Annotated in this window: 21 protein-coding genes and 2 tRNA genes; 15 read left to right on the top strand and 8 right to left on the bottom strand. The window is 52.9% G+C overall.

Annotation, left to right across the window (positions count from 1 at the left end):
* Positions 1–46 precede the first annotated feature (46 nt).
* Positions 47–679, bottom strand: a complete 633-nt coding sequence (locus tag AABE20_RS10830) for a Maf family protein (RefSeq protein WP_338333070.1) — start codon at positions 677–679, stop codon at positions 47–49.
* A gap of 368 nt (positions 680–1,047) precedes the next feature.
* Here AABE20_RS10830 and hemE point away from each other — a divergent pair, with 368 nt between their 5' ends.
* From hemE to AABE20_RS10805, 5 genes are all read left to right on the top strand, one after another.
* Positions 1,048–2,127 carry a uroporphyrinogen decarboxylase gene (gene hemE, locus AABE20_RS10825; protein WP_338333069.1) on the top strand — a complete coding sequence of 360 codons (1,080 nt, stop codon included), beginning with the start codon at positions 1,048–1,050 and terminating at the stop codon, positions 2,125–2,127.
* A complete protein-coding gene (locus AABE20_RS10820; protein ID WP_338333068.1) occupies positions 2,127–2,819 on the top strand; it encodes an HAD family hydrolase in 693 nt (230 codons plus the stop codon). Before hemE ends, AABE20_RS10820 begins: the two co-directional genes overlap by 1 nt.
* Complete coding sequence (gene hemJ, locus AABE20_RS10815; RefSeq protein WP_338333067.1) at positions 2,819–3,271, top strand: protoporphyrinogen oxidase HemJ; 453 nt, start codon at positions 2,819–2,821, stop codon at positions 3,269–3,271. The genes AABE20_RS10820 and hemJ overlap by 1 nt, the downstream gene beginning before the upstream one ends.
* Positions 3,272–3,482: 211 nt before the next feature.
* A complete protein-coding gene (locus AABE20_RS10810; protein ID WP_338333066.1) occupies positions 3,483–4,067 on the top strand; it encodes an LOG family protein in 585 nt (194 codons plus the stop codon).
* A gap of 69 nt (positions 4,068–4,136) precedes the next feature.
* Positions 4,137–4,213 (top strand) — tRNA-Pro (locus AABE20_RS10805).
* A 219-nt stretch (positions 4,214–4,432) separates the two neighbouring features.
* On the opposite strand, the gene AABE20_RS10800 is transcribed toward AABE20_RS10805, so the two are convergent.
* Positions 4,433–4,879 (bottom strand): hypothetical protein, encoded by a 447-nt coding sequence (locus AABE20_RS10800; RefSeq protein ID WP_338333065.1) that lies wholly within the window; start codon positions 4,877–4,879, stop codon positions 4,433–4,435.
* 251 nt (positions 4,880–5,130) lie between these two features.
* Between AABE20_RS10800 and AABE20_RS10795 the strand changes: the two genes are divergently transcribed.
* Entirely contained in the window at positions 5,131–5,808 is a 678-nt protein-coding gene (locus tag AABE20_RS10795) for a hypothetical protein (protein ID WP_338333064.1), read from the top strand.
* A 56-nt stretch (positions 5,809–5,864) separates the two neighbouring features.
* On the opposite strand, the gene AABE20_RS10790 is transcribed toward AABE20_RS10795, so the two are convergent.
* Positions 5,865–6,329 carry a methylated-DNA--[protein]-cysteine S-methyltransferase gene (locus tag AABE20_RS10790; protein WP_338333063.1) on the bottom strand — a complete coding sequence of 155 codons (465 nt, stop codon included), beginning with the start codon at positions 6,327–6,329 and terminating at the stop codon, positions 5,865–5,867.
* Positions 6,330–6,512: 183 nt separating this feature from the next.
* On the opposite strand from AABE20_RS10790, the gene mnmE reads away from it, so the two are divergent.
* The 7 genes from mnmE (at position 6,513) to AABE20_RS10755 (ending at position 14,051) form a co-directional block, all read left to right on the top strand.
* Positions 6,513–7,832, top strand: coding sequence for a tRNA uridine-5-carboxymethylaminomethyl(34) synthesis GTPase MnmE (mnmE, locus tag AABE20_RS10785; protein WP_338333062.1), 1,320 nt, complete (start codon positions 6,513–6,515; stop codon positions 7,830–7,832).
* A gap of 24 nt (positions 7,833–7,856) precedes the next feature.
* On the top strand, positions 7,857–9,737 hold the full coding sequence (gene mnmG, locus AABE20_RS10780) for a tRNA uridine-5-carboxymethylaminomethyl(34) synthesis enzyme MnmG (RefSeq protein ID WP_338333061.1): 1,881 nt from the start codon (positions 7,857–7,859) through the stop codon (positions 9,735–9,737).
* On the top strand, positions 9,727–10,323 hold the full coding sequence (rsmG, locus tag AABE20_RS10775; RefSeq protein ID WP_338333060.1) for a 16S rRNA (guanine(527)-N(7))-methyltransferase RsmG: 597 nt from the start codon (positions 9,727–9,729) through the stop codon (positions 10,321–10,323). Before mnmG ends, rsmG begins: the two co-directional genes overlap by 11 nt.
* Positions 10,310–11,101 (top strand): ParA family protein, encoded by a 792-nt coding sequence (locus tag AABE20_RS10770; RefSeq protein ID WP_338333059.1) that lies wholly within the window; start codon positions 10,310–10,312, stop codon positions 11,099–11,101. Before rsmG ends, AABE20_RS10770 begins: the two co-directional genes overlap by 14 nt.
* Entirely contained in the window at positions 11,098–12,009 is a 912-nt protein-coding gene (locus tag AABE20_RS10765; RefSeq protein ID WP_338333058.1) for a ParB/RepB/Spo0J family partition protein, read from the top strand. The genes AABE20_RS10770 and AABE20_RS10765 overlap by 4 nt, the downstream gene beginning before the upstream one ends.
* A gap of 67 nt (positions 12,010–12,076) precedes the next feature.
* Positions 12,077–12,152: transfer RNA gene (locus AABE20_RS10760), tRNA-Lys, on the top strand.
* A 498-nt stretch (positions 12,153–12,650) separates the two neighbouring features.
* Positions 12,651–14,051, top strand: a complete 1,401-nt coding sequence (locus tag AABE20_RS10755) for a hypothetical protein (protein WP_338333057.1) — start codon at positions 12,651–12,653, stop codon at positions 14,049–14,051.
* Positions 14,052–14,122: 71 nt separating this feature from the next.
* Here the strand turns inward: AABE20_RS10755 and AABE20_RS10750 are convergent, their stop codons facing one another.
* Entirely contained in the window at positions 14,123–15,541 is a 1,419-nt protein-coding gene (locus AABE20_RS10750; RefSeq protein WP_338333056.1) for a DUF2142 domain-containing protein, read from the bottom strand.
* Between the two features lie 269 nt (positions 15,542–15,810).
* Positions 15,811–16,794 (bottom strand): glycosyltransferase family 2 protein, encoded by a 984-nt coding sequence (locus AABE20_RS10745; protein WP_338333055.1) that lies wholly within the window; start codon positions 16,792–16,794, stop codon positions 15,811–15,813.
* Between the two features lie 354 nt (positions 16,795–17,148).
* Here AABE20_RS10745 and AABE20_RS10740 point away from each other — a divergent pair, with 354 nt between their 5' ends.
* Positions 17,149–17,601, top strand: a complete 453-nt coding sequence (locus AABE20_RS10740; RefSeq protein WP_338333054.1) for an Ivy family c-type lysozyme inhibitor — start codon at positions 17,149–17,151, stop codon at positions 17,599–17,601.
* Between the two features lie 8 nt (positions 17,602–17,609).
* Positions 17,610–18,086, top strand: a complete 477-nt coding sequence (locus tag AABE20_RS10735) for a DUF4186 domain-containing protein (protein WP_338333053.1) — start codon at positions 17,610–17,612, stop codon at positions 18,084–18,086.
* Here the strand turns inward: AABE20_RS10735 and ubiM are convergent.
* The 3 genes from ubiM to AABE20_RS10720 are packed head-to-tail and all read right to left on the bottom strand — an operon-like array spanning position 18,062 to position 20,263.
* The gene (ubiM, locus tag AABE20_RS10730; RefSeq protein WP_408740873.1) at positions 18,062–19,261 is read right to left on the bottom strand and encodes a 5-demethoxyubiquinol-8 5-hydroxylase UbiM; all 1,200 of its coding nucleotides are present in this window, start codon (positions 19,259–19,261) and stop codon (positions 18,062–18,064) included. The genes AABE20_RS10735 and ubiM overlap by 25 nt on opposite strands.
* 5 nt (positions 19,262–19,266) lie before the next feature.
* Positions 19,267–19,848 carry a nitroreductase family protein gene (locus AABE20_RS10725; RefSeq protein WP_338333052.1) on the bottom strand — a complete coding sequence of 194 codons (582 nt, stop codon included), beginning with the start codon at positions 19,846–19,848 and terminating at the stop codon, positions 19,267–19,269.
* A gap of 40 nt (positions 19,849–19,888) precedes the next feature.
* Entirely contained in the window at positions 19,889–20,263 is a 375-nt protein-coding gene (locus tag AABE20_RS10720; RefSeq protein ID WP_338333051.1) for a histidine triad nucleotide-binding protein, read from the bottom strand.
* Between the last annotated feature and the right edge of the window lies 1 nt (position 20,264).

The raw sequence follows: 20,264 nt of genomic DNA, 5'->3' as shown, positions 1-20,264 counted from the left end.
GTTGAGCCTCTTACAACCTACTTAAAATGCTGACAAGCCCTAATTTTTAATCTGATAGCACTTTCAGTGTCCGTAATGCAGCGACCAGAGGTAACAGCGGCAAACCCTGAATGGCGAATGCATCACCTTCTATTGTCGCAAACAACTGTATGCCCGGACCTTCCAGCCGGTAAGACCCCACACAGCCAAGGCAGGCATCCCCCTCCATTGCCAGATAGCGCTCCACAAAAGCATGGGAGAACTGACGCATGGTCAGCATGGGCCGGGCAACATGCCGCCAGAGAACCTGCCCGTTAAAACACAGAACAACAGCAGTATGCAGGATATGGGTTTTGCCCCTGAGCTTAAGCAATTGCTGGCGTGCGCCGTCCACTCCCTCCGGCTTGTCATACCATTCCCCCTCGCAACTGAGCATCTGGTCTGCGCCAATCACAATTCTGTCCGGTTTTTGCACCGATAGTGCTTTTGCTTCCGCAAGGCGGAGGGCCACGGTATCGGCCGACCAGTTATGTTGCAGACCTTCGTTCTTGAGAGGGGCCTCATTGATCGATGAAGTCTCAACATCAAAAGCCAGTCCGGCATTTTGCAAAATACGCCGTCTGGCTTCAGAACCACTGGCCAAAAGCAGTTTATCCGCTCTGTTCTGTATTAGAGTCGGCGTTAGTACTAAATCGGTCACGGAAGCGAGTCTCTTTCAGGTACTGGTCAAAAATGAGGCTGTGAGTACTTCCCTTAGTACCGGGGTACATGTGGATTGTACGGAGTTCAGAACATGGCCGTACCGAGTACCGGGCACAACCTGCAACTCTCATGAACCGGTGAGTTGTACACAGGGGTAGTTGGATGTTTTCTGGATAACCCTAAAAACCCTTTATTTTGCAAGGGTCTTGAAACTGTACACACTGTGGGAAAGATGGGGTACATTTTTGGAATGCCGGGTACCCCGTTATCAACAGTACCCTCATATTACATCAAATCTTTTTCTTTCTTTTTTTATAGGAAGAGGGACGTGGACAGCGCGGACAAAGACGTGCAGGACTTCTGCTCATGACAACGCAAACACATATTCCCGCCGCCAAACGCCTGCTTAGAACTCTTAACGGGGAGGCTCTGTGGCCCCCGCCGATGTGGTTGATGAGACAGGCTGGCCGGTTCCTGCCCGAATTCCGCGCAATGCGCGCTCAGGCGGATTTTCTGACCCGTTGCATGACCCCCGATATTGCAACGGAACTGACCTTGCAGCCTATCCGCCGCTTTGGCATGGATGGTGCAATCCTGTTCTCGGATATTCTGATCCTGCCGTGGGCTATGGGCCAGTCCTTGGAGTTTGTGGAAGGAACAGGCCCCGTGCTGGGTGCAATCCGCTCCGAACAGGACCTGAATGCACTGGACCCGGCCCGCATTGCGGAGGCAACCGCCCCTGTGCTCGAAACCCTTACTCGCCTGCGTAAGGCAGTGGATGGGCCAGACAGCATTGGTGCCGCCAAGCCGGGAGCCACAACACTGCTTGGCTTTACCGGATCTCCGTTTACGGTCGCGTGCTACATGGTGGAAGGGCGTGGTTCACGCGAGTTTTCTGTAACGCGGAACATGGCTTTTTCCGAACCTGCTCTGTTTGACAGGCTTATGGCCCTGTTGACGGAAACAACAGCCACCTATCTTTGCGCCCAGATCGAAGCCGGGGCGGAAGCCGTTATGCTGTTTGATTCATGGGCCGGTTTGTTGCCGCCATCAGAATTCCGCCGTCACGTCATCCAGCCCAGCCGGCAGATTGTGCAGACCATTAAGGCCCGTTACCCGCATGTAAAAGTAGTGGGCTTCCCCCGCCTTGCCGGGGTTATGGCTGCGGAATATGCACGGGAAACAGGTGTGGATGTTCTTGCACTGGATACCGGGGCCGATATGGCAACCGTGCGCACAATGGTGCCAGAAACATTGGGCCTGCAAGGTAATCTGGACCCTGTGGCGGTTCTTGCTGGGGGCGAGGCCATGCGGCGTGAAGCCCTGCAGGTGCGCGAAGCCGGACGTGGGCGCGCCCACGTGTTTAACCTCGGGCACGGCGTTCTGCCGCAAACACCTGTTGAGCATGTGGCGGACCTTGTGCGGACAGTGCGGGAAACGGCCTGATGTCTGCGGCTCTCTCACAGGTTTTTCGCGGTCCACTCAGGCTGGTCATTTTTGACTGCGATGGTGTGCTGGTTGATAGCGAGGAAACCTGCTGCCGCCTGTGTGCGCAGGCGGCGCGGGAGGCCGGGTGGAACGTGCCAGACACTCTGGCCGTTCAAACATTTTCTGGCATGTCGTTAGCAACCATCCAGCCCATGATTGAACAGAACGCTGGCAAAAAACTTGGTTCCCAATGGGAGCCAACAATGCAGCAGCGTTTTGTGGCCGCCATGAAGGAAGGTGTGGAACCCATAGAAGGGGTGCATGCCATGCTTGATGCGGTGCAGAAGCTGGGTATTCCCGTGCGTGTTGCATCCAATTCTTCGTGCGAGGAAATGGATGTAAAGTTTGAAAAAACCCGTCTTTTTCCGTATTTTGAGGGGCGTATTCACTCCGCGCGGGATATGGGGGTGCCCAAACCCCGCCCCGATGTTTACCTTAAAGCCGCGCAGGCTCAGGGTGTTCTGCCGTGCGAATGCGTGGTGCTGGAAGATAGTGACCCCGGGGCAAAAGCCGCAGTTGATGCGGGCATGGCCTGCGTTATGCTCCGCGCACCCGAAAAACCCGTTCCAGATTGGAAAGGGATTGAAAGAATAAGCAAGTTATCTGATTTTCCACATATTCTTTCCAATCTGGTCAAGGTCACATCATAATGGTTTTTGACGTGCTGCTTCCGTGGGTCAGGTGGTTTGTCGCCTTTCATATCATGTCTGTTATGGCATGGATGGCGGGGCTGTTTTATCTGCCGCGGCTGTTTGTGTACCATTGTCAGGTCAAGGTCGGTACTGCGGAAAGTGCGCGGTTTAAAACCATGGAACGCCGGCTGATCAAGGCTATTATGGTGCCAGCCATGTGTTCCAGTCTACTCTTTGGTGTTCTGCTGGTTTTAACACCGGGGTCAGTCGACTGGAGCGCTGGCTGGTGGCATGTAAAACTGTTGTCAGTGCTGCTGATGTTTGGTTTTCAGGGGTTTTGTGGCCGCTGGTACCGGGGGTTTGCACAAGACAATAATCAGCATTCTGAAAAATTTTACAGACTGGCCAATGAAGTACCAACAGTCCTGATGATGATCATTGTGATTATGGTTGTTGTCCGTCCGTTTTGAAAAATAATATAATAGATTGGTATTTCATATATTATCGTGTCAGGTCATGGTTTGTGGCTGGTCAGAGCAGGGTATGAATTTGCGTTTTATGTAAATCCTTGTAACCTTGCATAAAGGTTCTGAAAACACGGCAAAAACATGGAATATTTTTTGCCCATCTGTTTGAATTGTTAAAATTTATAAAAATAAAATATCAGGGAGAAGACGTCATATGTCCTTAACTGTGCGTTCCGTTGCAGTGTTTTGTGGCTCCCGGATGGGGGACAAACCAGTTTACCGCCAGACAGCCGAACTGGCTGGCAAAACACTGGCCGAAAAAAATATCAGATTGATTTATGGTGGCGGGGCCAATGGGCTTATGGGGGTGGTGGCGGATGCCGTTATCAAATTTGGTGGGGCTGTTACCGGGGTTATTCCCGAGTTTTTGAAAACCCGTGAACGGATGCATGATCAGGTTTCCGAACTGATTGTTACGGACTCCATGCATGCGCGTAAGCAGATCATGTTTGCGCAGGCTGATGCATTTTGGATTCTTCCCGGTGGATTTGGCACTTTTGATGAAACAATGGAAATTCTGACATGGAAGCAACTGGGCCAGCATAAAAAACCCATTCTGTTAGTGAATGTGGATGGGTGGGGCGATGCCATGGTCGCCATGCTGGATATAGCGGTTAGTCAGGGTTTTGCTTCTGCCGAGGCGCGGGCTCTGTTTCAGGTTGTGCCAGATGTATCGGCTGCTCTGGCCTGCTCCACCCTGTCTGATCAGGTTAACGATCTGCCTATGTCCGCCCTTTAAGGCTGGGGGTTTATGCATTTCCTCTCTTGCTTATACAGCAAGAGAGATGTATAGCGCATTCAGCCATTACGGAGTGTAGCTCAGCCTGGTAGAGCACTGTGTTCGGGACGCAGGGGCCGGAGGTTCGAATCCTCTCACTCCGACCATGGCATTTCCTAAAAAATAAATTTTCCCTGTTGGGGATAGCCGTAAAGGCGCTCTGTTTTTGTGTGCCAAAAACAGTAAGACTGTTTTGCAGTATGATACCTGTTTTCAGTCATGGGGTGCCTGTCAGATAAGGCATTGGACAAGACTGTTCAGGCCATAAAAAACCCCCTGATGGCTCAAAGTGGCACATCAGGGGGTTTTGTTTGTCACTCAGGTGGTCAGGCTCGTTTGGCGATTGGCGGATAAGGCCCATCCACCACAGCATTTGCGGCAAACAGGTTGGGCTGCGCATCATGCACATGCCCGACCAGAAGGTTTTCCCAGCGGCGCATATCTGCCTGTCGGTCGGCCTGAATACCTTTGTTGAGTTCTTCAAACTGCAAGGCAGCAAAAGACCCCAGAACAATGCTGGAAACAAAAGCAGCTCCGGCTACCAGACCGGGGAGCGAGAACGCATAGTCCGACCATTGTTCGGACTCAGGCAGGGATTGCCACAAAAAATGCGACAGGGCGGAATTATCGGTAAAATCCTGCCAATGCACGGCCAGACCTGCGTGAAAAACCGAAAATTTGAGTCCGCACGTCATAAGAATAAAAGTGGAGCAGATAGCAAGGCTCAGGGCGGCGAGCCAGAGCGAAACGAATGTTGCTTTTTTCCATGCCATGTTTCCGGCCTCCTAATTTTGGGTTTGTTAGGGGGCAAAAGCGGAACGGTGTATGGAGACACCCCGCTTTCTCCATTGCTTAAATAGTATATCAGGTATTCAGTATATGCAAGACAAATCGCGCGCTCCCAGCTTTTCTGACATACCAAAAAAGAGGGTAGCGCACGCTGGAAAGCATTCCTGGTCATGCCCATTTTTAGGACATGATTTTCTTGTCTGCTAACCAACAGGCAAGAGTGGGGGACGTTGGAATGAAGCAGACAAGCAAGATACAAATGGGCCTGTTAGCCGTGCTGCTGGCGGGGGCTAATTTTTCTGTCACCCATGCGTATGCACAACATGGTGGTGGGCATTTTGGAGGTGGTCCCGGTGGGGGTGGCCATTTTGGTGGTCCAGGTGGTGGCTGGCATGGCGGTGGCCCCGGCGGTTGGGGTGGTTGGGGCGGCGGTGGCGGCTGGCACGGTGGTGGCCCCGGTGGGTGGGGCGGCGGCTGGGGTGGTTATTACGGCGGTTGGGGCTACCCATACTACTACGGTGGTTACGGGGGGTATGGCGGATATGGTGGCTGGAGCCCGTATTGGGGGAACCCATATTGGAGTCCCTACTGGGCTGGTTGGGGCTGGGGGTGGTCCATGCCATACGCCTATGGCCGCATGGCTGACGTAGAGACCTATGGAGGCACCTCCGCACAGTATGATCAGGCCCCTCCACCACCCATGCCAGAGGGAACACCGGCCCAACAGGGAACAGGGCAGGGCTATTATGCACCACCATCCTATTATGCCAGCCCTGACTATGGGCAGTATCCGGCAACAGGTCCGGCCCAATCTCCCCCCCGAACAATGCAGGGGAGCGATGGCACCGCAATGTTTAATTGCAAGGATGGCTACTTTTACAACAATTTAACGCAGAACTGCGATAAGCGGTAAGGTCATAACCATTGGTTGCCGTTGCCCTGCCGGGTTTTGGCAACCAGCGGTCGTGATCAGGCCTTTGTGGAGAGTTCCACGCCTTCAAGCTCCAGCAGCCATATTTTATCGTCCACGCCACCATCCCCTGAATACCCACCCAGACCATTGCGTGCCAGCACACGGTGGCATGGAATCAATACGGGAATAGGGTTGCGGCCAACAGCCTGCCCTACGGATTGGGGGCTTCCCCCTACTTTTTGCGCCAGTTCGCCGTATGTTATGGTTTGACCAACTGGAATAGTCTGCAAAAAAGCCCAGACTTTTTTCTGGTATGCTGTGCCATAAGGTTCCAGTGGCAAGGGGAATGCCCCGAGTGCCGAGGGGTCATCAAACCATTGGTCCAGCCATTCTCGGGCTTGGCACAGGAGTGGCGTTTCGGTCTGGTCTCGGCCCCAGCCCCAATCCAGAGAAATGATTTTTCCATCTTCTTCAGACAAGGTAAGCGGTCCCAGAGGAGAGTGGAGGGAAAGCTGGGGCATTGATCGGGCACTTTCTGGATAAAACTCAAGTGGAATGGCGCAAAAGCAGGTAAGGGGCAGCCTTACTGGCGGCATATACCCCATATAGTCCGCTTTTTATCATTTTTTATATCTACGTTTGCGGACAAAACTACACTAAAAACGCTTTGTTATCGTGAACAGAACAGTAAGGAACAGAGCACTGTGGGGTATCAGGGGGAAGACACGATTTTTGCTCTGTCTACAGGGGTAGAGCGCGCAGCCATTGCCGTTATGCGCGTGAGCGGCAAAGGCAGTGCAGACCTTCTGGCAAAGCTCTGTGGTCCATTACCTCCGCCACGCAAGGCCGTTCTGCGCCGGGTTTGGCAGCAGGCAGATGTGCAGGATACCTTGCTGGACGAAGCCCTTGTGCTGTGGTTTCCCGGCCCCAAAAGCTATACGGGGGAGGACGGGTTTGAACTGCACCTGCATGCAGGGCCAGCCATTATTCAGGCTGTTGCCCATGCTCTTGTCATGGGGGGCGCACGCCCGGCGGAAGCTGGTGAATTTACACGCAGAGCCTTTACCAATGGCCGGATGGATCTGGTGGAGGCCGAGGGCATAGCTGACCTTGTGGCCGCGGAAACAGAAAGCCAGCGCAGGCAGGCTTTGGCGCAGGCCGATGGCGCATTGAGCCGTGTTTATGAAGGATGGTCAGAGCGGTTGAAAAAGCTTCTGGCGTTTCAGGAAGCCTTGATAGATTTTCCCGATGAGGATCTGCCTCCCGAGGTAGAGGAGGAAATCCGCTCAGGCATTCGCCAGCTTATAAGCGAAATGCAGCAGCATATTGCAGATGGCCAGCGGGGGGAGCGTATTCGGCGGGGTGTGGTTTTTGCCATTACAGGCCCCCCCAATGCGGGCAAGTCAAGTCTGCTGAACTGGCTGGCCGAACGGGATGCCGCCATTGTTTCTTCCATTGCAGGCACAACGCGTGATGCGCTGGAAATTGTAGGGAGTCTGGCAGGGATTAAGGTAACATTTGTCGATACCGCAGGCCTGCGTGAAACTGAAGATGAGATCGAAGCCGAAGGCGTGCGCCGCGCTTTGTTTCACGTGAAACAGGCAGACTGTGTTTTACAAATGTTTGCGGCCCCCGATGTGCCGCAAAGTGTCTTCCCCGGCGCTCTGCTGGTTGGGAACAAGCTTGACTTGGCGGACCTTCCGGCAGAGGTAGAGGGCGTTCGCGTTATTCCGGTCAGTCTTAAAAACGGTCAGGGACTAAAAACCCTGCGCCAGATTCTGGAAGACAGGGTGCAGGCATTAACGGCATCATCCACAGGTATGCCGTTGCTGACCCGCGCACGCCATAGTGCTGGTGTACAGGATGCCTGCGCCAGTCTGGAGGAAGCTCTCCGGCAGGAATGGCCGGAAGTGCGGGGCGAGGAACTGCGGTTGGCCATGCGGGCTTTGGGGCGGTTAACCGGACACGTAGGGGTAGAGGAACTGCTGGATGCCATTTTTGGGCAGTTCTGTATTGGCAAATAAGACTGTAGTGCAGGGCATGTGGGTATGATGGGGTCTTACGATGTGATTGTGGTTGGGGGTGGTCATGCGGGGTGCGAGGCCGCAGCCGCAGCCGCACGGTGTGGTGCCAGAACACTCCTGCTGACACATAATAAAAAGACGGTCGGCGCTATGTCCTGCAACCCTGCTATCGGGGGGATTGGCAAAGGCCATCTGGTGCGTGAGATAGATGCACTGGATGGGTTAATGGGCCGTGCGGCGGACCGTGCGGGTATTCACTTCAAGCTTCTCAACCGGTCCAAAGGGCCAGCAGTGCAGGGGCCGCGTGCGCAGGCAGACCGTATGTTATACCGGCAGGCCATACAGGACCTGCTGGCCCAGACACCGGGGTTGGATATTGTAGAAGGTGCCGCCGCCGATCTGTTGTGCCAGAGTGACGGGCGCGTTAGCGGTGTTGTCTGCGAGGATGGCAGGCAGTGGCAGGCTGGTGCTGTTGTACTGACAACGGGCACGTTCTTGGATGGCGTTATCCATATCGGGCACAAGTCACAACCCGCCGGACGGATAGGCGAGCAACCCGCTATTGCTCTGGCGCAACGCCTGCGGGCTATGAACCTGCGTATGGGCCGGTTAAAAACCGGCACTCCGGCAAGGCTTGAGCGGAAAAGTATTGATTGGAGCACTTTGGCTGAAGATAAAGGGGACGCTGTGCCCGAACCATTCAGCCGGATGACGCAGGCTATTACCAACCCGCAAATGGTCTGCGGCATTACGGCCACCACGCCCAAAACGCACGATATTATTCGCGAGCATCTGCACCTGTCCGCCGTATATGGGGGGGGTATTTCAGGCCGTGGTCCGCGCTATTGCCCATCGATCGAAGATAAAGTCGTGCGGTTTGCGGAAAAAACCAGTCATCAGATTTTCCTCGAACCCGAAGCCTTGCCCGAGCATGAAGGGGGAGATCTGGTTTACCCCAATGGTATTTCCACCAGCCTGCCTGCCCATGTGCAGGATGCCATGATCCATACCATCCCCGGTCTGGAGCGCGCGGTCATCGCACAATACGGCTACGCGGTGGAGTATGATTATGTTGACCCGCGTGAGCTTACAACCTCGCTCGAACTGCGCCAGTGCCCCGGTCTGTTTTTGGCCGGGCAGATCAACGGAACAACAGGCTATGAGGAAGCCGGGGCGCAGGGGCTTCTGGCCGGGGTCAATGCCGCGCGTTGTGCTGGTGGGCAAGCCCCCGTCAGTCTGGACCGGGGGAAAGCCTATATTGGCGTTATGGTCGATGACCTGACAACGCAGGGTGTAAGCGAACCCTACCGTATGTTCACATCCCGTGCGGAATACAGGCTGACCTTGCGGGCTGATAATGCCGATATCCGCCTGACACAGCTAGGCATGGACTGGGGGTGTGTGGGGGCGCAGCGTAAGGCGGTTTTTGAGCAGGAACTGGCAGAAATTAACGCAGCAACCGAGCGCGCCGGAGCCGAAGGCTGGCAACCGCAGCAGCTTGCCAGCGTGGGCATGAAGGTCGCACAGGATGGCAGGCGCAGGACTTTGCTGGAGGTTCTGGGCTACGGGGCAGACCTGTCTGTTGTAGAGCAGATTGCTCCATGGTTCCTTGGTGTGCCTGAACGTGTGCGGCAGTATGTTACCACGCAGGCGCGCTACAGTGGCTACCTGACCCGCCAGAACAGGGAAATCAAACAACTGGAAGCCGAGACGGAAATCCGTTTTCCTGCGCAAATGGATTTTGCGGGCATAGGGGGGCTGAGTTCAGAAATGAAGGAAAGGCTGGCGCAGGCCCGGCCAGAAAGTTTTAGTGCGGCACAGCGTATTCCCGGTATTACGCCATCAGCCCTCATGGCTATTCTGGCGTATTTGCGCAAAGGTCAGGAGCACACCCATGCAGGCTGAGTGCATAACTGTTTCACGTGAAACAGAAGAGCGTTTGCAGGCCTATATGGCTTTGCTCCAAAAATGGAACGAGCGGATCAATCTGGTCTCCCCCAAGGATATGGATAACCTGTGGGAGCGGCATATTCTGGATAGTCTCCAGCTTGTACCTTTGGTAAAAGGGCGCGAGCGATTTGTGGATATGGGGTCGGGGGGTGGTTTTCCCGGCATTGTGGTTGGTATTGCGGCTAATATTCCGGGGGTGCTGATCGAATCGGATCAGCGTAAATCCGCGTTTTTGCGTGAGGCCGCCAGAGTAACGGGGGCGCCACTGACCATTCTGCCGTGTCGGCTGGACAAGGCCGATGTTGTTCCTGCTCCCGTGGTTACGGCGCGTGCGCTGGCCCCGCTGGACAAGTTGCTTGCATGGGCGCGCCCGCTGTTGGCGCCTAATGGTGTTGGCCTGTTTCTAAAGGGACGTCAGGCTGAGCAGGAAATTGAAGACGCGGCAAAGACATGGACGTTTGATGTCCGGTCATGGCCAAGCAAGACAAGCCCCGATGGTGTTATTCTGGAAGTGAGTAATTTTAATCGTGCAGAAGGCTAACAAGAACAGAAAAGACTGCTGCATTTTGGCAGTAGCAAACCAGAAAGGTGGGGTGGGCAAAACAACCACGGCCATCAATCTGGCCGCAGCTCTGGCAGCCGATGGCGCCCGTGTTGTACTTCTGGATCTGGACCCGCAGGGCAATGCCTCTACAGGCGTTGGTGTCAGCTACGATGCCAGAAAAGGTGGGGCTTATGCTCTGCTTATGCATGAAAAATCAGCACAGGATATTCTTCAACCGACCGAGATTGAAAACCTGTCGGTCATAGCAGCCAATACGGAACTGGTCGGGGCCGAGATCGAACTGGTTGAAACTGAAGGCCGTGAATACAGACTGCGCGAGGCGCTAGCCCCACTGGCACAGCAGGCTGACTATATTATTATCGACTGCCCCCCCAGCCTTGGCCTGCTAACCCTGAATGCGCTTGTGGCTGCCCATGGTGTGCTGGCCCCATTGCAGTGCGAATTTTTTGCGCTCGAAGGGCTAGGGCATTTGGTTAAAACGATTGGTCATGTGACCAAAAACCTCAATCCCGGCCTCAAGGTCGCGGGCATAGTGCTAACCATGTACGACAAACGCAATAATTTGTCCGAACTGGTTGCAGCCGATGCACGCAGCTTTTTTGGCGATGATGTGCTTGAGACCATTATTCCCAGAAATATTCGTATTTCCGAGGCACAAAGCCACGGCCTGCCGGTCATGACCTACGACCCACGCGCAACCGGGGCAACAGCTTATCAGGCGCTTGCCGCCGAAATTATGAGGAGAACGGCATGAGCGCGCCCCCACGGAGCAAATCTGTGCCTCGCCCTAAACTGGGGCGTGGACTTGCCGCATTGCTAGGGGAGGCCGCAGGAGCCTCCACCAGTGGCAAAGGGACTGGTTCTGAACAAAAGGGTGGAGCGGTGAGCATTCTTCCGGTGGAAGCACTTGTGGCCGGGCCGTTTCAGCCACGGCAGGATATGGAACCAGCGGCACTGGAGGAACTGGCGGATTCCATTCGCGCTCGTGGCATATTGCAACCCATTTTGGTACGCCCCGATCCGAACAAAAAAGGCCAATACCAGATTATTGCAGGCGAGCGGCGGTGGCGGGCAGCACAACTTGCCCAGTGCCACGAGGTGCCGGTGCATGTGCGTGACCTGAGCGAAGCCGATGCCATGGCCGCCGCTCTGGTTGAAAATCTTCAGCGTTCGGACCTTAATCCGGTGGAAGAGGCGGAAGGCTTTAACCGCCTGATGGATGATTATAGTCTAACGCAGGAAGATCTGGCCAAAGCCATTGGCAAGTCCCGGCCGCATGTTGCTAACACGCTACGCTTGCTCAAGCTGCCAGATGCCGTGCGGGCAGAGCTTAAAAAAGGAACACTCTCCGCAGGGCATGCCAGGGCGTTACTGCCGCACCCTAACCCCATAGCGGCTGCGGCTGAAGTTATTGCCAAAGGTCTATCTGTTCGGCAGACGGAAACTCTGGTGCAAAAAGCACTGGAACAGCAGAATGGTAAACCGGCGGTAAAAGAGAAAAAACCTCAAAACCCGGAAATCGCAGCGCTTGAGCGTGATCTCGCTGGCCGGTTGGGGCTAAAGGTTGCGGTTAATTTTGATGGGCGCAAAGGTGGTTCTTTGGAAATCCACTATAAAAGCCTCGATCAGTTGGACACAGTTCTGGCTTTGTTAAAATCCTGAATTTTCAGGCTTGTGCTTGGGAAAAAGGGGTGGTAAAAAGCCTCCACTTCAGTCCAATGGGCTGTTGGGGTGCATAGCTCAGTTGGTAGAGCAGCTGACTCTTAATCAGCGGGTCCAAGGTTCGAGTCCTTGTGCACCCACCAAGCTTTTCCTTAGCTTCTGGTGGTTTTCAGGTTTCAGGCTGGCAGGATGCCCAGCTTGGCGCTGATGTATGGAATGGCTTTTTCTGAGCCAATCAGACCTAAAAATATCCTCCCACTCCGGGTCTCATTCAAGCTAAAATAAGATAGCCTTCATCTGAATTGCATTGTGCAAAATGGTGGGCATATTTATGCACGTCAATTTTTGTTGGATAGAGTATCGACAAAGCACATGGGGTTTTTATTTTTGTATCCGTGTGTAAAAGTAAAACTCAGTATTTAAGAATATCAATATTAGAATAATTTTATTTCAAACTAGCCTCAAAAGCTTTGTAAATCTGGCCATCTTAAATGGGCCAAGGAGGCTATCGCAAGATAGATGCTGAGCGGGCGATTTATCAGAATGCAGGTCATTGTCTTAATTGTAACGTAACCTTGAAACGACTAAAAAATATCTATAGTAGGAACACCGAATAAAATCTTCAAAGCAAAAAGAAAATTATGTCAAAAAAAGCAAACATGATTGTAAGGGTTATGAAAACTAATATTTTTAATCCTTATTTATCTGCATGCTTGTTGGCGATCATATCAATAGTAATTTTTTTCCCGGGTTTCATGAGCTATGATTCATTTAGTCAGTATGGACAGGCCTTAGGCAGGGAACCACTTACAGACTTTCATCCGCCCGGAATGTCCTATCTATGGAGAAGCATGTGCCTGATTGTAAAATCGCCGGGCACACTGCTGATATTTGATCAATTTGTCTACTGGGGCGGAATTGCCATTTTCGCATATGCTGTTGCTATTCGGACGTGGGTACAAATACTGCTTGTTTTAATAATAGGGTTTTGGCCACCGCTTTATATCATATCATTGCATCTCTGGGCCGATGTTGGAATGATGAGTTTTCTGGCCCTTACGGTTGCTTGTCTGGCAGCGCATTGTAAAGATAAGAAAAAAATCTGGCTATTTATAGCAACAGGATCATTATTTGTTGTCATGGCTTTTCGCTATAACGGCATTACAGGTGTTTTGCCGTTATTGGCTTATACGGCTTGGTGTTTTTCGGGGTATTCCTCGGCTCGAATACAATCAACAGTAAAAACTTTTTTTGCCTTAGCTCTTGCTTTCATCTTGGGTATTCGGATTATCAGTATTGGAACACAGCATGTTTCGGCACTGAACGTACCTATGGTGTGGGATTTGTCTGCAATCAGTGTGGCTGAGAATAAGGATTTATTTCCCGACTACCTGAACAAGACACCCGGCCCAAATTTTATGGGGCGGGTGCGCGAGCATTGGAACCCGAATGTTGTAGAACTTTTTGACGTATCCCCTTTTGTTGCGCGGGAAAAGGAGCAGGATTTCCATAAATATTGGGCCACCACAGTCTTACATAATTTCCGTCCTTATATGGCACATCGTATGCATGTGGCGTGGTCTTTGCTTGGCCTTACGCATAGTATTCATGACCCTTATCATAAGGCCGGGATTGATAAACCGAATATGTTTGAACTGGATTTTGCCAATCCAGAAGTCGTCAGGCACCGTATGATGCCTTTGTTTCAGAAAGTATCAAGTTGGCCTGTCTACCGCGTATGGCTCTATTTTCTTTTGGCATTTATCATAATTTTTCAATACCTACGGAAGCAACGTCTCTCGTTTGTTTCTGGCCGTTTTGGTCCCTTGCCTGCTATCACGGCTTTGAGTGGGGTTATGGTGGAATTACCCCTTTTTATTGCCGCACCGAGTACTGAATTTCGGTATTCAATTTGGATGGTCTTTTCTGTTTTGCTGGCTGTGGTCATGCTTGTATCTGAGCGTATTTCTTTGCAAGGGCTGCCACTCAAACCATTATTTGTCTCTCCGAAAAACGGAGAGAACACATCACACAATATGTAAGGTTACACGGCCATGCCACAACAGGGCGTTCACTTTGGCCGTGAGATGAGTGCATGATGGACCCTACAGGCTTACCAGTAGTGTGCGGAAAGCGTGCTGTACAGTGTGCAAAGAGAATACAGCATAAACAAGGCGAGAAAAACGCGCATCAAACACGGCTTGGCTAAAGCTGAGGTTGCATTCTCATTCGTTGCATTTTTGGGCAGGAATGCCGGGCACAAAGCGAGAATCATGAACAGGGGAATAAAATAGCGGCCCTGTAGACCAAAGACATAAGAGGCTCCAACAGGGCTAAAGACCAGATAAAGCACCATAAAGATACCTTCTGTCGTGATTAGAAAAACCCCAAGCAACAGGCTGGTTCTGATTAAAAACTCTTTGTTGCGGACAGATTTTAGCCTGCCGAAAAACGGCCACATGAAGGAAAGAAAAAGAGCGATTTCTCCCAACGTATAGAATTTTTTGGGCAGATTGACATACCCCCAACCCAACATGCCCATGACCTGCCGGAACAGGTGCCCGGATTTAAGGCGTAGGGTGGTCAAAGTCACGTTTATGACCTTGGCTGGAGCGTTCAAAAGATAATGCAACTGTTCAGCAGAAGATGATCCCGGCATCCCTAACAAGGGAACGGATGACTGGATTTGGATCAATGTCCACAACAGGAAAAAAACCAGACCGCCCCCCAGAATGGAAAGAGGCTTTTTCCAGTCTTTTAAGGGGCAGATCAAAAATGGTAGGCAGATAAAAGAAAGATACGGCACTTTTGCTGCGGCAATACATCCAAAAGTGAGGGATAAACCAACAACAAGCCAGTTATTCCAATCTGATACAGGTCTTTTTGCCAACTGAAGCAGAATGCTAACGGCCAGTGCCGTAAGCCCCAGCACAAGGCCATCTTGCGAGCAGGAGGCTTCCAAGCTTACGCAGGCAGGCATAGCGAGGAGAATGAGAAGAAATACTCCCGCATCTCCTGCAATCCAGAGTGCTAACATGCCCAGACAGGTGTTAAGAATAAGACTGCCCGCACGTGCCAGATAAAATGTGCCAAACGGGCTGGCGTTGAGTCTTTGGGCAACAAAAATGCCAGCAGCACCCCCTATATAAGAGGTGGGTGGGTAGACAACGGTATTGGGCATATTGACAAAGACTGGTGGAGTTGACCATTGCATGTCAAATGCCTGAGCCAGTATTGAGCCTGTAATTTTTTCGCCTTTATCCGTGAAAAAAGGCGTGAATGGCTTTGCAATGTCTTCCACCGTTTCAGGCAGATAAGCGCCACTTTGGGTGGGAGAAATGCGAGTGCCAGTCATGCCGCCTTGCGCAACCTGATACGCCCGTATGAAATGGGAAGGTTCATCAGGCACCAAAAAAGGCGGGGTCATAATCAGCCCCACTCCCCCTGCGAACAACATGAAAATTCCATACAGAACAGTTAATGGAATGCTCGCTATTTTTTTTGAAAAATGTGAACAGTTCAATGCGATCACGGTTCTATCCTTAGTTTTGAAATAGGACGCAAGGCTTTGTTTTTGAGTGATAGTGTAAGGAATTCTTTATGGCTATCATAATCCATCAGGAGATTATAACGACCCGGCAGGAGCATATTGGACCAAGTGATTGCAGCGTTAGGGCCGGGTATGACGATCAGGCAATCAGACGCATACGGTATTTATGATATTTCTTTGCTGAAAACGTGACCAACATGATTGAAAAACCATAAATACCAGCATGAATAGAATAGGATCTGGTCCTATTTCTATGGTGTTAAACTAGAGTAAGATTTGGGTCGAATACTTCTTTTAGGCTCTGAGTTTATATCATACGCAATGAAGGATAGTAAAAACTGTGTCCCTACTATAAGGGGCAGCCCAGATAACATAACCGTTCCAGCTGAGGCATATGTATCTGTTTCCAAACTTTCGATCCAATTTGGTATTCCCACGATCAGCCCGATCATAATGAGCAAAATGCCAACAGGAAGTTCAAAAGAGGCAATGGACATATCGCGCAGGTAGTAATTGTAGAATATTCTTTTCAAGGAATTGATAAAATTCTTACGGATAAAGTAAAAAATAATCTGTTTTATGTGTAAATTGCTAACTTCATCACCATATTTTGCATCCATTGGAATATCTATAACGGCTGCCCGCAAGGTATTTAATCTGAACAGCATATCGCTTTCGAAAAAATACCGTCTGCTTATTTTGCCAACAGGGAGCAAGGCCGCAACATCCGCCCGGATTGCGGTATATCCATTGGTTGGATCAAACAGTGACCAATATCCAGACGAAATTTTGGTCATGAAGGAAAGAACCGCATTACCAAAAATACGCATTTTTGGCATGTCTTTCAAACTATCAAGGTTAAAAAAACGATTGCCCTTGGTGTAATCAGCCTGCCCAGAAATAATGGGTTCTATGAATTCTTTTATAAGGGCAGGGTCCATTTGACCGTCGCCGTCTATTTTTACAATAACATCAGATTTGTCTCTAATTGCCGCCTGATACCCCGTTAGAACGGCACCACCAACCCCCTGATTTTCCGTGTGTTTGATAACAGAAACACGGGGATCAGTATTGTGTTGCAGAACAAAGTCCCCCGTTCCATCCGGGCAGCAATCATCAACAACATATATGTAGGATACTTCTGAGCCAATGCTCTGGATAACATCTATAATATGTTTTTTTACTTTATAGCTTGGTATGACAACGGAAATGTTCCATTTTTTATCTTTTTCCATAAAATCTACCTTTCCGGCGCCAAATCTGTGGTGCTTCAAGACGGCGTTGTACTCTAGAAAATTCTAAAAAGCATCTGTTATGCAGAGCCTGTATTTGTCAACCAGCAGCCAAGGAGCAGAGCAGAACTGTGCCGGGCAGGCCACGTAGGGGGAGGTTGGGGCACTATGGCCCTTTCTTTGCCGACCGTGCAAAGGAACGCGTTTGTTATGCCTTCGCTCCCCTGTTTTTGGCGTTAGGGTTGCACAACCCGCTGCCTTTGTTTGAGCAAGATGCACGGGTAAGATTGGCAATCGGCCAGATCCGCCGGGTTATGGCGCTGTTGTTCTGGCAAACAGAGTTCATGAGGTGCGACCATGCGTTTTTCCCTCCTTCTGCTGTCCGCTCTGAGTGTGGCAACGCCTGCTCTGGCGGCACAGTTTCCTGTGACGGCAGAGTTTGCCGCCCAGCCAGCGTTTGCGCCAGCCTACCACGCCATGAGCACTCTGCCTGCCTGGATATCGGAGTTGAAGGCGACTTCGGTCCCGGTTGAAAAAACCAGTATTGATGGCAAGCCCTATCTGCTGGGGCACACGTGCAAGCCCCATGATTGCGCAGCCTACCAGCTAGAGGTGCTGTTTACTCCCGACGGGCGCAAGGCATGGGGTTTTCTGTCTGTTGTTAGCAATGGTGAGTTGTACCAGATGCCGTTAGGTGACCCCACTGCTCCGGTGCTGGCGGCACTCCGCGCGGCTTATGCAACCAACAACCCGGACCAGCCCGGCCACACTGTCGGCAACACTGGCAAAACAGACCCGGCCACCCCATAAAGTAAGGTATGACGGGTTTTCAAAGTGACCTTTTTCCACGGCAGGCTGTTGCGCCACAGGTGGTGGTGCCCGCGGAACTGTGGGAAAAACTTGCGCGTTCGGCGTTCAGGCGGCGGTTCCACCTGAACACGCAGGATCTGGCGTATCTGCGGGAAAAAGGTCTGCCTTTGGTGCTCGAACATGGGCAGGATTTTATTGCCCGGCGGCTGGCTCCGGCTGTGCCGCTTAAGGATGGACGGCAGACACCGTGGAAGGGGCACCCGGTTTTTGTGGCCCAGCATGCCACAGGCACGTGTTGCCGTTCATGTCTGGCCAAATGGCATGCGCTGCCCTCCGGCCGCCGCCTGAGCGAGGCGGAGCAGAACTATATTCTTAGCGTGCTGGCGCAGTGGCTGGCCAGAGAACTGCAACAGCCCCGTGTGCCCCAGCCAGCACACAGGACCGGCAAGGCAAGGGGCAATCAGGCGCGCGGAGCGGAAGGCTGACGGTCCATTAGCAAGGATGTTACGGCTTTTTTGAAAGGGGAGAACCTGTCCGCCATACGCAGGCATCCTTCGCGGATCTGGCGGAAAGGAGGGCCATCGTGGGTGTAGAGCGATGCAATGCCGTTGGTCCCGGCAAACAGAAGAGCTGTTGCCTTGCGGTGCTGGCGTTCGAACGCGCGCAGGGCTGCGGGGGAGCCTGCATCGCCATTTTGGGCAACAGCGGCCAGAACCTGACGGGCCAGTGTTTCCTGCCCCTTTAAGCCCAGATTAAACCCGTGTGCCGTAATGGGGTGCATGCCCACGGCCGCATCCCCCACTAAAGCCAGCCTGCGGGCAGTAAACCTGTGCGCATAAACGCCTTTAAGCGGGTAGACGTGGCGCGTGCTGACCAGCCGCATGGCGCCAAGGCGGTTGCCCACGCGGCGCATGATTTCGGCATTAAATGCCTCCCGCGGCATGTGGGCCAGAGCTTCGATCTCCTGCGGGGGCAGGGTCAGCACAAGGGAGGAGGCCATGCCGTTCACGGGGAGCAGGGCGATTGTCTGCCCTTCATCAAACCATTGCAGTGCAACATTGTGGTGGGGGGATTCGTGCGCCATGCGGCAGACCATCATGGATTTGCCAAAATCATGCACAATGGCGCCAATGCCAGCCCGTTGCCGTGTGGGGGAAAAACGCCCATCCGCCCCAACAACCAGCTTGGCGTTGACCTGCCCACCATTATGGTGAACGGCGGCGTAGTCCTGCCCCTGACGAATGGTCTGCACGGCTGTGCTGGGGAGCAGGGTAATGTTGGGCATGTGCTGTGCCGCAGCAAACAGGGCACGGCGGATCTGGTTGTTGGAGACCAGCCAGCCCAGCGCGTCCACCCCTTCGCCACGCGTATCAAACGTTAGCGGGTGGCGGAAGCTGCCTGTTTCAATCCGTGCTTCCTTGAGCGGGCAGATAACGGCCTGCGGAATATGGGACCATGCTCCGGCCTGCTCCAGCACACGCACGGAGTGGTGGGTCAGGGCGATCTCGCGCCCGTCAAAGCCGGGTTCGGCCCATGTATCAAGCGGGGCGCGCTCCATAACGGTCACACAAAGACCACCACGCGCCATAAGCAGGGCTGTGGCCAGCCCGACGGGACCTCCGCCAATAACCGCAACGTCTGTGTGCTGTATGTCGGACATGGGGGTTAGTCCTTGTCTGCGCCAAAGGTTACAGGCTGGCCGTGCCAGCGCGCGGTAAACAGGGCCGGGTCTGCCCGTTTGGGCGTGTGGGGGGTACCCTCGGGTGTGCCAACAAACAAAAAGCCCGCCAGTCTGGCAACGCCCAGATCAGCCGCCAGAGCGGCATCATCCACCAATGCGCCAGAAACCCACACACCGCCAAAGCCCGTGGCGTGCAAGGCGTTAAGAATGTTCATGGCTCCGGCGGCCACGCACATTTCCTGCTCCCAGAGCGGTATTTTATGCTCGGGGTGCAAGCGCATGCCCAATGCAATAATCATGGGCATGGTGGCAAAGCGGGAGCGGCGTTTTTCAATTTTGGCAGCGGGGGCATCAGGCTCCACGCGCGCCATGGAGGCCACAATACGCTCGGCCAGTGCGGGGCGGTCCGCCCCTTCGATCACAACATAGCGCCACGGCTGGACACGCCCGTGGTCGGGTGCGCGCATGGCTGTGGCCAGAATATCCGTCAACTGCTCGGGCGTTGGGGCAGGCGCTTGCAGCCGGTCGGTGGATGCGCGGGAGAGAAGCATGTCCATAGGCGTCATGATCGGGTGCCTTTATTGCAAAAGGGAGCGTTGCGCGGCGTTACTGAGGAAACGCCGGAAGTGGCCCACCCCCCATGAGATGCAGATGAAAATGCGGGACTTCCTGCCCCGAATTGGTGCCTGCGTTGGTGATCAGCCGGTAGCCGTTTTCTTCCAGCCCCAATGTGTGGGCAATGTGCCCGGCCGAGCGCATGACTTCGGCAATTTCTTCCGCCGGAGCGGTCTTGCTGAAATCCATGAAGGAGACATACGGCTTTTTGGGAATGATCAGCACATGCACGGGGGCTTTGGGGGCTATGTCCTCAAAGGCCAGAACCCATTCGTTTTCAAAAACAGGTTTGCATGGAATTTCGCCGCGCAGGATTTTGGCAAAAATATTCTGCGGGTCGTATGGGCCTTTGCCGGTCACAGCCATG

This window comes from Acetobacter zythi (assembly GCF_963921165.1).
Classification (GTDB): Bacteria; Pseudomonadota; Alphaproteobacteria; order Acetobacterales; family Acetobacteraceae; genus Acetobacter.
This window is presented reverse-complemented; position numbering and strand designations above follow the sequence as displayed.

What these genes read in the sequence shown, in the direction of transcription:
- ubiM (WP_408740873.1), bottom strand. Translation starts at nt 19,261, where the DNA reads ATGTCCGACATACAGCACACAGACGTTGCGGTTATTGGCGGAGGTCCC.
- AABE20_RS10800 (WP_338333065.1), bottom strand. Translation starts at nt 4,879, where the DNA reads ATGGCATGGAAAAAAGCAACATTCGTTTCGCTCTGGCTCGCCGCCCTG.
- hemJ (WP_338333067.1), top strand. Translation starts at nt 2,819, where the DNA reads ATGGTTTTTGACGTGCTGCTTCCGTGGGTCAGGTGGTTTGTCGCCTTT.
- AABE20_RS10790 (WP_338333063.1), bottom strand. Translation starts at nt 6,329, where the DNA reads ATGCCCCAGCTTTCCCTCCACTCTCCTCTGGGACCGCTTACCTTGTCT.
- AABE20_RS10755 (WP_338333057.1), top strand. Translation starts at nt 12,651, where the DNA reads ATGTCAAAAAAAGCAAACATGATTGTAAGGGTTATGAAAACTAATATT.
- hemE (WP_338333069.1), top strand. Translation starts at nt 1,048, where the DNA reads ATGACAACGCAAACACATATTCCCGCCGCCAAACGCCTGCTTAGAACT.
- AABE20_RS10810 (WP_338333066.1), top strand. Translation starts at nt 3,483, where the DNA reads ATGTCCTTAACTGTGCGTTCCGTTGCAGTGTTTTGTGGCTCCCGGATG.
- AABE20_RS10720 (WP_338333051.1), bottom strand. Translation starts at nt 20,263, where the DNA reads ATGGCTGTGACCGGCAAAGGCCCATACGACCCGCAGAATATTTTTGCC.
- AABE20_RS10795 (WP_338333064.1), top strand. Translation starts at nt 5,131, where the DNA reads ATGAAGCAGACAAGCAAGATACAAATGGGCCTGTTAGCCGTGCTGCTG.
- AABE20_RS10765 (WP_338333058.1), top strand. Translation starts at nt 11,098, where the DNA reads ATGAGCGCGCCCCCACGGAGCAAATCTGTGCCTCGCCCTAAACTGGGG.
- AABE20_RS10820 (WP_338333068.1), top strand. Translation starts at nt 2,127, where the DNA reads ATGTCTGCGGCTCTCTCACAGGTTTTTCGCGGTCCACTCAGGCTGGTC.
- AABE20_RS10735 (WP_338333053.1), top strand. Translation starts at nt 17,610, where the DNA reads ATGACGGGTTTTCAAAGTGACCTTTTTCCACGGCAGGCTGTTGCGCCA.
- AABE20_RS10745 (WP_338333055.1), bottom strand. Translation starts at nt 16,794, where the DNA reads ATGGAAAAAGATAAAAAATGGAACATTTCCGTTGTCATACCAAGCTAT.
- AABE20_RS10740 (WP_338333054.1), top strand. Translation starts at nt 17,149, where the DNA reads ATGCGTTTTTCCCTCCTTCTGCTGTCCGCTCTGAGTGTGGCAACGCCT.
- AABE20_RS10725 (WP_338333052.1), bottom strand. Translation starts at nt 19,848, where the DNA reads ATGACGCCTATGGACATGCTTCTCTCCCGCGCATCCACCGACCGGCTG.
- mnmG (WP_338333061.1), top strand. Translation starts at nt 7,857, where the DNA reads ATGATGGGGTCTTACGATGTGATTGTGGTTGGGGGTGGTCATGCGGGG.
- rsmG (WP_338333060.1), top strand. Translation starts at nt 9,727, where the DNA reads ATGCAGGCTGAGTGCATAACTGTTTCACGTGAAACAGAAGAGCGTTTG.